The following is a 14,012-nucleotide window of genomic DNA, read 5'->3' as shown; positions in this document are numbered from 1 at the left end:
AGGAAGTTTTTATATGGCAGTATTGACCGAAGCCGAGTTGCTTCAAATCCGGCGCCAGCTCCACCAGATCCCGGAATTGGCCTTAGAAGAATATCAAACCCACGCTTATCTCTTGGATGTGATCAAGCAGATGAAGCAAGACTACCTGGAAATCAAAGAGCCGGCTGAATTGCCAACCGCTCTCCTGGTTCTGGTGAAGGGGTCAAAGGCCAAACGGACCATTGGTTACCGGGCTGATATTGACGCTCTGCCGGTAACTGAGTCAACCGGCCTGCCATTTGCTTCCAAACATCCGGGCGTAATGCATGCCTGCGGACACGACATCCACATGACTGTGGCCTTGGGCATCCTTAGCTATTTTAGTGAGCATCAGCCAACTGACAACCTCCTTTTCTTCTTCCAGCCGGCTGAAGAGAGCGAGAGCGGCGGCATGAAGGCCTACCAGCTGGGACTTTTCACTGGCAAGTGGCATGTTGATGAATTCTACGGCCTGCACGACAATCCAAGCCTGCCAGCTGGAGCGATTGGCTGCCGGAATGGCACCTTGTTTGCCGGGACGACTGAAGTCAACATCGATATTCAAGGCAAAGGCGGGCACGCTGCCTTCCCGCAGCTGTCAAATGACGCGGTTGTCGCGGCAGCTGCCTTGATCATGCAGGTTCAGACTATCATTTCCAGAAATATCGACCCGATTCAAAGCGGAGTTATTACTTTGGGCAAGGTTACTGCCGGCAAGATCCGAAACGTAATCGCGGATTCAGCCAGAATTGAAGGCACGATCCGGGGCCTAACCCAGAGCATGATCGAACTGATCGATAAAAGACTGGCTGAAGTCTGCCAGGGAATTGAGCTGAGCTTTGGCGTCAAAGTCAAGCTGGAACTCAACCAAGGCGGCTACTGGCCGGTTGAAAACAACCCGGAATTGACGAGAAACTTCATTAATTACATGGAGCAGGCTGACGGAGTTGAATATGTCGAAACAGCACCAGCCATGACCGGGGAAGACTTCGGCTACCTCCTGGCCCAGATCCCGGGAACTATGTTCTGGCTGGGCGTTGAAGACGATTCACCCCTGCACTCAGCAACATTAAAACCGCAGGAAAGTTCAATCAGCCGCGGTATCGCGGCAATTACCGGCTTTTTGGAATACCGGATGACGGAAGACTAAATATACATTAGAGGCAAAGACAATGAACCAAAACTTACAAAACGCGGACTTACTGACAGCAATCATTACGCCTTTTACGGAAGACGGAGAGATCGACTTTGCCAGCTTGACTGAATTAACCAATAATTTGATTAACCAAGGCTCTAACGGCTTTGTGATCGGGGGGACAACCGGGGAGACGCCTACTTTGACCCACGACGAAAAGATCGCCCTGTACACCCGCTTTGGCCAGATTGTAAACGGCCGGGTGCCGGTTATTGCCGGCACTGGCAGCAATAATACGGCTGAAACCATTGCTTTTACGGAAGAAGTCGCCCAAATTCCAGGCATTGACTATGCTTTGGTCGTCGTTCCCCCATACAACAAGCCAAACCAGCGGTCAATGATTGCCCACTTTACAGCAGTAGCTGACCAGGTTCACATTCCAGTAGTCATCTATAACATCCCTGGCCGGACTGGGGTTAAAATGGAAGTGTCAACTATTTTACAGCTGGCCCAGCATCCCAATATTGCCGGTATCAAGCAGTGTGCCAGTCTGGAAGAAATCGAAGAGATCGTGTCCGGCCGGCCAGTAGACTTCGCCGTCTTTACTGGTGAAGATGCCCAGGCACTTACTGCCAGAGTTTTGGGCGCTGACGGGGTCATTTCAGTTGCCAGCCACCTGTATACGCCAAGAATGCGGGAGATGTACGATGAACTTTACGCGGGCAATTTTGCCTTGGCCGGCAGCCTGCAGCGCTGGCTGACCCCGCGGATGAACGCTTTGTTCATGTTCCCGTCCCCGTCCCCAGTTAAGGCAGCTTTATCAGCCTTAGGCTACCAGGTAGGGGGCTTACGGTTGCCACTTGTAGCCTTGAATAATGAAGAAAAGGAAGAATTGGCAACAGCTTTGAAGCTGCCAAAGGATGCATTAGCTGGCCAGCTGACGCGTGAAATGTTAGAAGGAGAGTAAGATGCAAAGAATTTTATTGGCCGGTTTTGCCGGCTCAATGGGGCAGCAAGTCGTTAAATTAGTAGAAAGCCTGCCAGACTTTGAAATTACGGCTGGCCTGGCCCACCATTTAAAGAGCAGCGATCCAGCAGACTATGGCCTGCCAGCGGATGCTAAGCTCTACAGCAGTCTGGACGACATTCCGGCAGCTGCCGCCGACATTTGGGTTGACTTTACTGTTCCAGCCTCTGTCTATCAAAACGTACGTTATGCCTTGGAAAATGGCTACCGGCCAATCGTGGGGACGACTGGCTTGACTGACCAGCAAGAAGCAGAGCTGAAGCAATTAGCCAAGGAAAAGGGGACAGGCGGTTTGATCGCGCCAAACTTCGGCATGTCAGCTGTTTTATTGATGAAGTTTGCCCAGGAAGCAGCCAAGTACTTCCCAGACGTTGAAATTATTGAAATGCACCACGAAGATAAGAAAGATGCTCCATCAGGCACGGCTCTGGCAACGGCCAAGTTGATTGCGGAAGTCCGCGAGCCCCACCAAACTGCTCCAGAAACGACAGAAAGCCTGCCAGGCGCAAGGGGCGGTGATTACCAAGGCATCAAGCTGCACGCGGTTCGTTTGCCCGGCTACGTTGCCCATGAACAGGTTCTTTTTGGCGGCAAGGGGGAAGCCTTGACCATCCGGCAGGACTCCTTTGACCGGTCATCCTTCATGAGCGGGGTCAAGGTTGCCTTGGAAAAGGCAGCTGACTTAGACCAGCTTTATGTCGGCCTGGAAAACATTTTGTAGAAAGTATCTTTTGTTTTTAGATAGAAAGACGATCATCATGCCAGAAACAGATCCTAACTTGCGGGATTTAGGCAACAAAAATCTTGCTAAAATCGCGCCTTCAGCCATCCGGGCTTTTGACGAAGAAATTTCCCAAATCCCGGGAATCATCAAGCTCACCTTGGGCGAACCAGACTTCGCAGTGCCAGACCATGTTAAAAGAGCCGCTATCAGAGGAATTGAAGCAGATGACTCCCACTATGGGCCATCAAAGGGGAAGCTGGCCCTGCGCCAAGCCATCAGCAAGTACCTCTTGTCAACCAGACAGGTTGACTACGACCCGGAGACTGAAATCATCGTAACTGACGGGGCTACTGAAGCAATTACGGCTACTCTGCTGGGACTTTTAAATCCCGGTGACAAGGTTTTAGTGCCAACACCAGTCTTTTCCCTTTACTTCACCAACATTGAAATGGCAGGCGGGGAAGTGGTGATGATCGACACTTCAGATACTGGCTTCAATTTAACGCCAGAACGGCTGGAAGCAGAAATTAAGGCGGCCGGTGACCGGGTTAAGGCAATCATGCTCAACTACCCCTGCAACCCAACAGGGCGGACTTATTCAAAAGATGAATTAACTGCTTTGGCGGAAGTGATTAAGAAGCACCACTTGCTGGCAATCTGTGATGAAATCTACAGTGAACTGACTTACGACCAAGAACACTTCTCCTTGGCAAGCCTACTGCCTGGGCAGGTAATCTTGATCAGCGGCTTGTCTAAGTCACACGCCATGACTGGCTACCGGCTTGGCTATATCGCGGCTCCGGCAAGTTTATTGCCAAATGTCGCAAAGGCACACAGCTTCATGGTGACCTGCGTGGACAACATTGCCCAAGATGCGGCGATTGAAGCTTTGACAAATGGTCTTGCGGATCCAAAGGAATTTAAGGCTGCCTACCAACGCCGGCGGGATTTCATGGTTGAAAATTTGACCAAGCTCGGTTTTGAAATGGCCGTTCCGCAAGGGGCATTTTATATTTTTGCCAAGATTCCGGAGAAATTCGGCAGTGATGACTTTGCCTTTGCCAAAGATGTGGCCAGAAAGGCACGAGTGGGTCTGATTCCAGGCAGCGTATTTGGCGAAGGTTCAGCTGGCTATGTCCGCTTCTCTTATGCGGCAGCTGACGACAAGCTGGCAGAAGTAGTTAAGCGGCTTGGCGAATATGTGACTCAGCTCTAATATTTTTCCTAAGACAGCTCTTCGCTGTCTTTTTTGGTGCCGAATGATATAATTTAGAAAGAATCTAAAGAATCAATATGACAAGGAGCATTTAAATAATGTCTGAATACCCACAACTTAACCTTGACCAAGTCAAGGGCCCAAAGGCGACTATCAAGACCAACCACGGCGACATCGTCATCCAGCTTTTCCCAGAAGAAGCACCAATGACCGTTGAAAACTTCGTCCGCTTGGCACAAAAGGGCTACTACGACGGCGTAACCTTCCACCGGGTGATCAGCGACTTCATGATCCAAGGCGGGGACCCGGAAGGTACTGGTGCCGGCGGTCAAAGCATCTGGGGCCACAACTTTGAAGACGAATTCTCTAACGAACTCTTCAACCTGCGCGGGGCTTTATCAATGGCCAACGCTGGTCCAAACACCAACGGCTCACAATTCTTTATCGTGCAAAACAAAAACATGCCGAAGCGCTTCATTCAACAATTGCGCGATGCTCAATACCCAGAAGAAGTTGTCAAGGCTTACAAGCAAGGTGGCACGCCATGGCTTGACCACAGACACACTGTTTTTGGCCATGTAACTGACGGCATGGATGTTGTTGACGAAATTGCCAAGGTTGCCAAGGATGGCAACGACAAGCCACTTGAAGACGTGGTAATCACGACTGTTGAGATTGCTGACTAAGAGTAAGTAAGAAAGGTTTGCGTGAACAAGAGTGAAGTTAAAACGGCTTTGGCTCGTTAAGTTATTATTTGTACTGGCTTTTGCCATTATTTTGGCGCCAAAGGCAAAGACTACGGCAGCTTCAGATGCTGACAAACCGTTTTACAAGAATGCCATGGTCAACACTTATGTCTACGACGAAAAAGGCAAACGGACCAAGGACAAGAAGATCACGGCCGGCAAGGCCGTTGGTTGCTACAGCTTGATCAATTATGTCGATGACAAGCCGTATATCATGATCGGCCAGAACAAGTATGTGGCATATATGAACGTGATTGGCTTGGATTGCCAGCTGAACCACAACAGCTACATTTATTCCAGCAGCGGCAAACGGATGAAAAATTCCGGAGTTTTGCTGAAGAATGGCTCGGTAACTGTCTACGGCGGCAAGAAAAAGATCAATGGCAGCAAGTACTGGGCAATTGGTGTTGGCTTGTATGTCAAGGCAAGCAATATCGAAACGCCTAAAGGCGAAGTGACTAGCGATCCAACTACGCAGAACCAAACAACTGAACCGCAAACATCTTAAACTTGAGCACTGCAAATGCAGTGCTTTTTTGTTTGGAGGGGATACGATTTCGTTTTAATCTAATAGTTCGAATAATACATATTATGTAAAGTTATGTAGAAGAATCTGCGCGAGAGGACGCTGATTACCGCAGATGGTCATTTTGCACGGTAGTATTTGATACTGAGCTCTGATATAATTCAGATAATCTTTTTGACAATTGCTTTTAGATTGGAGATGAGTTTATGTTTAGCTACAAGATCAACGATGAATTAGAGTTAGCCGTGCCAAGACTGACTGATGGCGAAGCCTTGTATGACTTGATTGACAGAAACCGGGACAATTTGTCCTACTACTTGCCTTGGGTTGATCACGTTCATGACGTGCAAGCTGAGACTGACGCTATAAAGCGTGGTTTAGTCAGGTTTGCTGAAGGCAAAGCCTTGGACCTGCACATTTGGTATCATGGCAGATTAGCTGGTAAAGTCAGCTTAAATTCAATTGATGCGATGTATTCTGAGGCAGATATCGGCTACTTTTTGGGCAAAGAATTTAGAGGCACGCGGGATCATGACGCTGGCTCCCGGGCAATTATTGATATCGCCTTTGAGGAATATGGCCTGCATAGAATTCAGCTGCAGTGCGCTGTAGACAATCTGCCAAGCAATAATGTGGCTAAACGGCTGGGGATGCGGTTTGAAGGCTGCCATAAGGGCCGGCTGATCCTCAGAGACGGCTACCATGACAGCAATGAGTACGCGGTGCTTGCTGAAGAATGGCCTGATTTACAGGAAAAGTTCTGATCTGCCCTTGCTTAGAGTTCCAAGTTTTAGTGCTGATTTTACGTGTGTGTTAGTTTAAAACTATAATTTTAATGACAGAAGTTTGAAATGCTCTTTTGGCTCAAGGATTTGCTTTTTAGCAAGTTTACTGAGTTTTTGAGCATTTTTTCTTTTATTTCTCGTTTTTGATTTCTGTTTTTCCGTTCTGTTTGATCAAGCTAAAAATATCTGCCGTGATTTCGGCAGATTCTCTAGCTAAGACTTGTTAGATGACCAAGTTTAAAGATTTGGGCTGAACGACCAGATGATACTTGGCAGCCTCCTTCTTTTCGCCGTCAAGATTCATTGCTGCAGGCGTTGTTATTACGCATTCTTTCACCTGCTTCACTACTACATCCTTGCAGCTGGTTAGGTCCTTTCGCAGAATCTTATAGATATAATATGGCGCGAATAAGCGGTTTACTTTTGGGAAGATTACCATGTCAATCAGACCGTCATTGATCTTTGATTTTGGTGAAATTTGGAAGCCCCCGCCGTAAAAACGTCCATTGCAGAAGGCACAAAGAGTGACGCGGTCGTTAAAAAGCAGGCCATTTTGGCCCATAACCTTTACTTTGGCAAACTTATAGCGGCTGATATTGCGCAGGATTGAAGCCACATATGCCGCGCTTTTAGGCGTTTTAACGTCATGTACCGTATTGGCAATCAAGGCATCAAGCCCAAAGCAGCCAACGTTCACGCAGTAACGTTCATCATTGACCAAAATCGTGTCAATTGGAATCGCAGGCCGGTCTAAAGTCGCTTTGAGGATGGCTTCAGGACTCATATGACGGTGAATCGCGCGGGAAAAGTCATTGCCCGTCCCAAATGGCAGGCAAACGACCTCATGCTCTGTGTGCACGAGATTTTGGATGACCTGGTTGAAAAAGCCGTCTCCACCAACTGAGTAGAATCGGGTCTTTTCCGGGTAGTTTTTGACAATTTCTTTTACGTGGTCCTTGTACTCACTAATGTAGATCTCATAGTCTCTCCCCTCCATCACCCTGTTGATGTTTTTGACAAGGGAATCACTTCTGGACTGATCTGGACTTGGCTTGATTAGAAAAACATGCTTCATGTATGATATCGACTTCCTTTTACAATAATTTAATGTAAGCACAATCTTGCTGATTTGTACAGAAGGCGCAGCAAAAAGGAGGCAGCAAACTGCCGCCTCCCCTGTTCCCTCCCCCGCTCGTTGGGGTGAGGTGGTAGTATCTGTATGCTATTTAGTGGCATCTTTTCTAGCTTGGTGACATAATTGCACATGAAAGTGGCAAGGAGGTTTGAACATGTCCTACATCAAAAATTTTACGACGGAATACTCATTTGACGGCAAGACATACAAGATTACTGCACCAGCACGCTTTGATGATGAAACAGATCAGCCAATTTACGATGCTGAACTTGATGAACGTGCAACTGAAATGGCTAGACAAGCTTATCGCAACGACATGGGACTTGTGTCACCTGTCGATTTAAAGAGATTCCGGTATAAGTTTGGCCTCTCTCAGCGTGATCTGACGGAATTGACAGGACTTAGTGTGAAAACTGTTGCTTTGTATGAAGCTGGTGCCTTTCCATCAGAGGAAGACAATAAGATGCTAAAAGATTTGCTTTCTACAGGTACATTGCCAAGTCAAAATTCCTTGAAAGAATCAAAGAAATCTCCAAAGTACACTGCGGGGCAACTAGCAAACTGGCTGCGAGTAGAGAACTACTTTTGTCATGAACAAGATACCGAGAAGCCAACTGAGGAAGCGTTTAATGACTACAATTTGGTATCCCAGGATTCGGAGACTTGCCAATTGCTAAGAGCTGAAATTGAAGGGTAAGGCGGCTCTAATCATTATTTGTCGTTTGCTTCATCATCACTTGGTCAAGTTAGGCTTGCAGCTTGTTGGCACGCTCGTCAGCCTGCTTCTGCAATTCTTGGGCTTTCTCTGCCTCTGAAAGGCCAGCCAAGCGTTGTGCTTCCAGCTCTTTCTTGGCCTGCTTGCTTGACCATTTCTTGAACTTCTCATCGATGATCCGGTTGACATCTTCACCGGTGTACTTGAGTTCTTTCTTTGGTGAGTTTTCGCCAGCTTGCTTGTCTACTTGAGTGTCGACTGATTCAGTAGGCTCAGCAGTTGGCATTGGTTCTTGCTTGTCCATTGTGGTTTCTCCTTGTCCATATCTTTTTAAGCGATAAATACTTGCGCTCTAACAAATCCATAGCTTTTATCGACGTCCATGCCTGGTCGATTTTGGGTATAAAAAAAGCACTGGAGTATTGTTCTCAGATTCCCACATCCAGATATCGTACTAGAAACAAAAGAAGCCGATATCATCGACTTCTTAAAAGGCTTATCTGGTATTGGTAAAAAGCGCGCTAACGACATAGAGCAAAGTCTTATTCAGTTGGCTAAAGTCGCATGTCCAGCGGTCAAAAAGAACAGTGCCCATGTTCGTGGCCTCAAAATGGCTATTAACAACATTCTGAGCGCTGAAGAAGAGTGCCAGACTGCTTTACAGGAGATGGCTAAACTGGCTCCTAAGCGGGATCTAGAGATCCTCACAAGCATTCCAGGCATTGGCGAAAACACTGCTCTAAGAATCATAAGTGAGCTTGGAGATATCAGACGTTTTAACAACCCTAGCCAATTAAATGCCTTCGTTGGTGTTGATCCTCAAGTTTATGAATCTGGCAAGCTCACAGCCCACCTGTCAATTTCAAAGCGTGGGACAGCTATTGGCAGAAAGGTACTGTACTTGGCCATAAACCAAATTCAGTCGGCTAAGAAAGCAGGAAATCCTTGCCATATTGCGGATTATTACGAGAAACGAAAACGGTCTTCTGAGACTGCAAGTCACAAGAAGGCCGCTATCGCATCGATCCATAAATTATTACGGACGATCTTCGCTTTAATTAAGAATGATCAATTGTATAGCTATGACGTAGCCAAACATAACCAAAGACTTTTGTCATAAAAATTGATCCAATAGATATTATAACAGCCTCTTTTTCGAAATTACAGAAGGTGGCTGTATTTACCATGCCCTAAATCAGATATTTGACTTGATTCTCCAGGAGCCATTTCCCGATTAGGCCTTTATTTCAAAATAAAATTGCCTAAAATCGTTGATAACACTTGACTTAGAGTAGAAAAAGCACTCGATTGAGTGCCAATTTGATGTCAATTTGAATTAGTGAATCATCTGGAGCCAGTCTCTAGCTTCAGATAAGCTCTGAGATATTCAATACCAAGGCGGGTGATTCTCCAAGTTCCAGGGGTGTTCATCACGATTCGTTCAAGAGGAATTGTTTCTTGAAATCTTACTCCCTTAACAAAGCCATCAAAATCCGCTGTTTGCATTGCATGATAAAACTGAAGCGGGCTGATTCGTAGCTTTGAAGCGTTTAGCTCGTCAGCGTCTGGACATTTGTCATTTTCATAGCAATCATTGAGATACTTTAGAATTTTGATTGTAACTTCCTCGCAACTTGCCATGTTTCTTACTCCTAGTAGATCACTGTCTTGTACTAATCGCTGAAAATTATCAGTGCAACTTGATGTTCTCAATTTCTGCGCGAGTTTCCAGGATTTCGAGGTACTTGGTCATAGCATCTTCTTGTTCTTGCAAGAGCTCAGCTGGACAATTAGGCTTGAAGTCGAGTGTGCCCGCCTTGTGCTTGATGTTCATAGTGTGGAGCTTTGATACCTTTTCCCGCAGCCTTGAATACTCTTTGATTAATCTTTCTTCGTAATCCATATTTGGCAGCCTTTCATATCTTTTCATCTTTAGCATACGCTTCCTTAGCTTCAGCCGGTGTCGTCCGGTATAAAGCTGCTGCTTTTAGCCGGAACGTTATTGCCCGTCATCGTCTACTTCTTTCAAGACGTCCTTTGGGACCATCGTTCTGGCTTTTTCATAATACGGAGTAAGGAATTTAATGAATCCTTCAGTATCTTTTGTGTTGTGTTCTTCCAAGAACATCATCACTTCGTAATCGTTAAGCAAATTAAACATTTTTGGATTTTCTGCTTCCCAGGCCTTCGCGAATTTTTCGTCTTCGCCAAACAAAGCGTTAAAATCAAAGCTAAAATCCCAAAAGTCTTTAAGCTCACCACTTACAGCTTTCCGTAACATCTTCAAAACAACTTCGCTGTATTTCATTTCTTCTTGAACCCCTTAATACTCGTTCTCTTCATCATTGTCACAACAACACCGGTGTCTGGTTCCGAAACATACAAAATATTTTTGTAATATCTCGCATCCCTGCCATCTTTTTCAGATACATAATTTGGTGGATTGGCGAATGCCTTTTTGACAGTGACGTAATTGTAGATAAGCGAACCGTTTTTGCGCCTCATGCGTTCAACATATCTCGCTATACCATGATCTGTGAAGATTATACCGTCTTTTTTGAAATTGAAATAAGCTTCAACTGCCAATACTTTTTGACGTTCACTAAGTGACTCGGAAATTTCACCGCTAAAATACTTAACTACTCTAGCATCGAGATTTGCTAAATATTCATCTTCACCGTCATTGTACTTCTGACTGGTTGAGCTATCAAGGATTACGCGCTCCTTATCTGAAGAGTCACTTCTGGAGTGCTGATATTCCAAGTGGCTGTCATCTGGATCTGCACTGTTTGATTGAGCCAAATGGGCTAATGCAGCTCCCGCCACCAAACCAAGCCCTCTTAAATCAGCCTTATCGCTTGGCACCTTCGCGCATCTGCAGTTTGGGTGCGAGTCAATCACCAAAGCTGGAGCTTTATCGATCGGATATGGCCCAGATTCCTTCAAGCTGACACACTTGCTACATGCCCCAGGCTCGATGACCCAATTAACATATTCAACACCGGCCTCTTTATAAGCAGCAGTATCGATTTCATCGATCATCTTGGCCGACTCGCTGCGGATTAGCCTATCGACCTTTGATTCTGCTTGTGCCATCCGGTCAGCAATGTTTGTACCTGGCGTTGGCTTGACTTGGCGTATCAGCTTTTGCCGCAACTCATCAAGCGACTTACCTGTCTGGTAGCACTTGAACAGCTCCGTTCTTACATCATCGATTAAGCGGTCGCCATCAATCCAAATGCTGTCACTGAGCACTTTGCCAACACTTGCGGTGTTATAAGCGCCAGCTGCCAGCTTGTGGCTGCTTAAGAAGTCTTTCTCGCCTTTAGCAACGTTGCCTGCTCTCTTTTGCGATCTCTTGACCGCTTTGTTTAGCCAAGCAATGATGCCAAGTCCTGCAATCACAGTTTGCCTAAAATCGGTGTCCTCAGTTTACAGCTTGAGCATTCATACTTTACATAATCAAAAATATGACCAGTATAACTAGCATCCCCCACCCCCATTTTTCCTCCCAAAAAGGTGCTATAATGAACATGTAAATCTTAGAAATACATTACCCACAGGAGGAAAATCCCATGCGCAAAGCAGTACCGATGCTGGACAATAGCTTAACTACAGTAGAATTTTTAGACTTGATCCCATCCGCCTTCCAATCTGTCGTCTTTGGCACGATTGCCAACGGCCGGCCTTATACTAACGTTGCCGATATTGAACTCTGCCTTAATGGCAAGCTCTACTTCGCGACGACTTACCAAAAGAGTTTTTACCAGCGCCTGCACTCTCTTCCCTACGTCTCTATCACCGCGCTTAAAGGTGAAGAGACCATGTCCAGCGTTGGCTTTACCTTAAACGGGACGGTCAAAGAAGTCGACCTCTCCTACCTTGACAAGATCTATGATCAGCATCCCGAAATGCTGGAGATCAACAAGACGGACTCTGAACGCCGGGAACTGCTCCGGCCATTTGAAATCACCCCTACTGATGGCTTTGTCTACGACCTGCGGCAAACCCCAATTTTTCAAAAGGCCTTCACCTTTTAATTCCATGCAAAAAGCGACCGAAACTATATCATGTTTCGATCGCTTTTTTGCTGAAAAATCTATTAGTCTTGCTTAATCTCCTCTAAAACGATCCCCTGGTAAAGCTTGACAGTTACTAAGTAGTAAACCAGGTACAAGAGGAAGAAGGCCAGGAACGGAACCCAAATCTTGTAGTATGGGTCTGGCAAAAGAAGCGTGAAGAACTTCAAGCCAAAGAGCACGTCCAGGCTGCCAAGCACCGCCGGTGCTACAAACAGGATGGCAATTTCCTTTCTGATCGCCCCCTTCAAGACACTGTTTCTAGCCCCAAGCTTGTAAAGCATCTTGTAGCGCATTTTGTCACTGGCTGCTGCTGACAGGATCTTAAACATCAGAGTTGAAGCCAGCATCATCAAGAAGGACAAGCCGAGGAAGAGTCCCATGAATTCAAAGCCTGAGCACATTGCCGCGATCTGCTGGTACAAAACAGGTTTGGTGAATTCGAGATAACCGTAAGTCATGGAATCTTTCTTAAACTGCTTCATTTCTTGATCAGTAAGTTTGAGAAGAAGCTTGTTGTTTTTGGCAAAATCCTTAACCTTGTAGAAAGTGATGACCTTGGTTGTCAGCTTCTTTTTGGCAAAAGCTGCATCTGACAAGGCAACAAAGCCCTTTGAAGAATCTTCTGGAAACAGGCTGGCTGCTTGGGCAGAGTGCTGAACCGTAGCCGAAGTCTGCTTGCCAGTTAAAGTCATGGAATTTACCTTAACCGTGTGGTAGATCCGCCCTTCCTTGTCAATCGTCTTCTTCTTGTCTGAAGAAGCAGCGTTATATTCTTGGATCTTGAGCGGTGTCTGGTCAATTTCACTTTTCTTGACATAGAGGACGCCGTTTTTCTCATCAGCCTTGTAGCTGTAAGTAACTTTTTCCTCTGTACCGATTTTTTCAACCTTGTCAGCCAGCTTCTTCTGCTTGCCAACTAAGACAAAATCGTAGTACTGAACGTCAGTCATGGCATTCTTTAAATTGTTGAAGTTGATGCCGACTGTAATAGCGCCAAGGGCCAGGGCCAGCATAATTGAAATAGCTGACAGGATTCTGGTATAGCCATGCAGGCGGAACTTGAGTTGGCCCAAAGTGTATGGCCGCATCCCCTTGTAGAGGAAACCGTGTCTTTTCCGCAAAAAGTCGATCACTGTCACGAAGAAGGCGTCAAAGATGAAGTAACTGCCCAAAACGATAGTAACCAAAGCAATCGGAATTGCCTTCAGCTGCAAAGTAGTTACATTTCCCATTGCCCAGTAGCCGGTAGCCAAAAGAACTACACCAGCGATAGCCTGGATAGTCCGCAAGACTGGCCGACTCTTCAGCTTGCTTGGCTTTTGGTCTTCTTTTAAGAGATTGATCAAGGTAGTCTTGGTCAGCTTGACCGCGTTCCAAGAAGCGGCCAGGAAGAACAAGGCGACAAAGAAGAGCAAGGTCCAGAGAACTGCTGGCAGGTAAAGCGGGTTAAAGTGAGCCAAAGTCAGCCCTAGCTGCTTGACCATCAAGGCTGAAACCAGTTCAGTTAAGCCTACGCCCAAAACAATCCCGATCCCGGTTGCCAAAAGGCCAGTCACCAAAGTTTCAGCGAAGATCAGCTGGCCGATCTTGCCGCTTTTTGCCCCCAGCATCATGTACATGCCGTAGTCCCGCTTTCTCATGTTCAAGAGGAAGCTGTTGGCATAGGCCAGGTAGACCAGGGTCAAGATGGCCAGAAGGACGATCCCGAAGGAAAAAATAAACTTAGTCGCTGCCATGGTCAGCTGGCCGGCAACACTGGACTTCAAGAAAGACGGGTTAGCGGCCAGAGTCAAGAACATGTAGAAAATCATGCTGGCGGCGCTAAGGCCGGAAAATAGGACCAGGTAGTCTTTTAGCCGGCTTTTGAGCCCGGTCATTGACAGTTTGAAAATCATGTTAATCT

At 46.4% G+C, this 14,012-nt stretch carries 16 protein-coding genes and 1 pseudogene; 10 read left to right on the top strand and 7 right to left on the bottom strand.

The window, feature by feature from the left end:
- The first annotated feature begins 13 nt into the window (after nt 1–13).
- The 7 genes from ACYVUU_RS05790 (at nt 14) to ACYVUU_RS05760 (ending at nt 6,156) form a co-directional block, all read left to right on the top strand.
- Nucleotides 14–1,168, top strand: coding sequence for an N-acetyldiaminopimelate deacetylase (locus ACYVUU_RS05790; RefSeq protein ID WP_484500271.1), 1,155 nt, complete (start codon nt 14–16; stop codon nt 1,166–1,168).
- A 22-nt stretch (nt 1,169–1,190) separates the two neighbouring features.
- Nucleotides 1,191–2,120 carry a 4-hydroxy-tetrahydrodipicolinate synthase gene (dapA, locus tag ACYVUU_RS05785; protein ID WP_484500270.1) on the top strand — a complete coding sequence of 310 codons (930 nt, stop codon included), beginning with the start codon at nt 1,191–1,193 and terminating at the stop codon, nt 2,118–2,120.
- Nucleotide 2,121: 1 nt separating this feature from the next.
- The gene (dapB, locus tag ACYVUU_RS05780; RefSeq protein WP_484500269.1) at nt 2,122–2,901 is read left to right on the top strand and encodes a 4-hydroxy-tetrahydrodipicolinate reductase; all 780 of its coding nucleotides are present in this window, start codon (nt 2,122–2,124) and stop codon (nt 2,899–2,901) included.
- A 37-nt stretch (nt 2,902–2,938) separates the two neighbouring features.
- Nucleotides 2,939–4,120: an aminotransferase class I/II-fold pyridoxal phosphate-dependent enzyme gene (locus tag ACYVUU_RS05775; protein WP_484500268.1), complete on the top strand. Its 1,182-nt coding sequence runs from the start codon at nt 2,939–2,941 to the stop codon at nt 4,118–4,120.
- Between the two features lie 98 nt (nt 4,121–4,218).
- Nucleotides 4,219–4,806, top strand: coding sequence for a peptidylprolyl isomerase (locus ACYVUU_RS05770; RefSeq protein ID WP_439775078.1), 588 nt, complete (start codon nt 4,219–4,221; stop codon nt 4,804–4,806).
- A gap of 31 nt (nt 4,807–4,837) precedes the next feature.
- The gene (locus tag ACYVUU_RS05765; protein WP_439775079.1) at nt 4,838–5,374 is read left to right on the top strand and encodes an SLAP domain-containing protein; all 537 of its coding nucleotides are present in this window, start codon (nt 4,838–4,840) and stop codon (nt 5,372–5,374) included.
- A gap of 224 nt (nt 5,375–5,598) precedes the next feature.
- Nucleotides 5,599–6,156 carry a GNAT family N-acetyltransferase gene (locus ACYVUU_RS05760; protein WP_484500267.1) on the top strand — a complete coding sequence of 186 codons (558 nt, stop codon included), beginning with the start codon at nt 5,599–5,601 and terminating at the stop codon, nt 6,154–6,156.
- A 244-nt stretch (nt 6,157–6,400) separates the two neighbouring features.
- Here the strand turns inward: ACYVUU_RS05760 and ACYVUU_RS05755 are convergent, their stop codons facing one another.
- Entirely contained in the window at nt 6,401–7,252 is an 852-nt protein-coding gene (locus ACYVUU_RS05755; RefSeq protein ID WP_484500266.1) for a diacylglycerol/lipid kinase family protein, read from the bottom strand.
- Between the two features lie 214 nt (nt 7,253–7,466).
- On the opposite strand from ACYVUU_RS05755, the gene ACYVUU_RS05750 reads away from it, so the two are divergent.
- Nucleotides 7,467–8,009, top strand: coding sequence for a hypothetical protein (locus ACYVUU_RS05750; protein WP_484500265.1), 543 nt, complete (start codon nt 7,467–7,469; stop codon nt 8,007–8,009).
- 49 nt (nt 8,010–8,058) lie between these two features.
- On the opposite strand, the gene ACYVUU_RS05745 is transcribed toward ACYVUU_RS05750, so the two are convergent.
- Nucleotides 8,059–8,331: a hypothetical protein gene (locus ACYVUU_RS05745; RefSeq protein WP_484500264.1), complete on the bottom strand. Its 273-nt coding sequence runs from the start codon at nt 8,329–8,331 to the stop codon at nt 8,059–8,061.
- A 102-nt stretch (nt 8,332–8,433) separates the two neighbouring features.
- Here ACYVUU_RS05745 and ACYVUU_RS05740 point away from each other — a divergent pair.
- Nucleotides 8,434–9,147: pseudogene (locus ACYVUU_RS05740) on the top strand (transposase); the annotation flags it as partial.
- A gap of 224 nt (nt 9,148–9,371) precedes the next feature.
- Here the strand turns inward: ACYVUU_RS05740 and ACYVUU_RS05735 are convergent.
- From ACYVUU_RS05735 to ACYVUU_RS05720, 4 genes are all read right to left on the bottom strand, one after another.
- Nucleotides 9,372–9,668 (bottom strand): YjcQ family protein, encoded by a 297-nt coding sequence (locus ACYVUU_RS05735; protein ID WP_484500263.1) that lies wholly within the window; start codon nt 9,666–9,668, stop codon nt 9,372–9,374.
- Nucleotides 9,669–9,717: 49 nt separating this feature from the next.
- Nucleotides 9,718–9,957 carry a crAss001_48 related protein gene (locus ACYVUU_RS05730; protein ID WP_484500262.1) on the bottom strand — a complete coding sequence of 80 codons (240 nt, stop codon included), beginning with the start codon at nt 9,955–9,957 and terminating at the stop codon, nt 9,718–9,720.
- 69 nt (nt 9,958–10,026) lie between these two features.
- Nucleotides 10,027–10,335: a hypothetical protein gene (locus ACYVUU_RS05725; protein ID WP_484500261.1), complete on the bottom strand. Its 309-nt coding sequence runs from the start codon at nt 10,333–10,335 to the stop codon at nt 10,027–10,029.
- Nucleotides 10,332–11,432, bottom strand: coding sequence for a hypothetical protein (locus ACYVUU_RS05720; protein ID WP_484500260.1), 1,101 nt, complete (start codon nt 11,430–11,432; stop codon nt 10,332–10,334). Before ACYVUU_RS05720 ends, ACYVUU_RS05725 begins: the two co-directional genes overlap by 4 nt.
- A 170-nt stretch (nt 11,433–11,602) precedes the next feature.
- Between ACYVUU_RS05720 and ACYVUU_RS05715 the strand changes: the two genes are divergently transcribed.
- A complete protein-coding gene (locus ACYVUU_RS05715) occupies nt 11,603–12,067 on the top strand; it encodes a pyridoxamine 5'-phosphate oxidase family protein (protein ID WP_484500259.1) in 465 nt (154 codons plus the stop codon).
- Nucleotides 12,068–12,129: 62 nt separating this feature from the next.
- Here ACYVUU_RS05715 and ACYVUU_RS05710 read toward each other — a convergent pair whose 3' ends face one another.
- Nucleotides 12,130–14,004 carry an FtsX-like permease family protein gene (locus ACYVUU_RS05710; RefSeq protein ID WP_484500258.1) on the bottom strand — a complete coding sequence of 625 codons (1,875 nt, stop codon included), beginning with the start codon at nt 14,002–14,004 and terminating at the stop codon, nt 12,130–12,132.
- Between the last annotated feature and the right edge of the window lie 8 nt (nt 14,005–14,012).

The sequence above is a fragment of the Lactobacillus sp. WILCCON 0058 genome (assembly GCF_057198005.1).
Note: the sequence above shows the minus strand (reverse complement) of the source record. Positions and strands in the feature narration are given on the sequence as shown.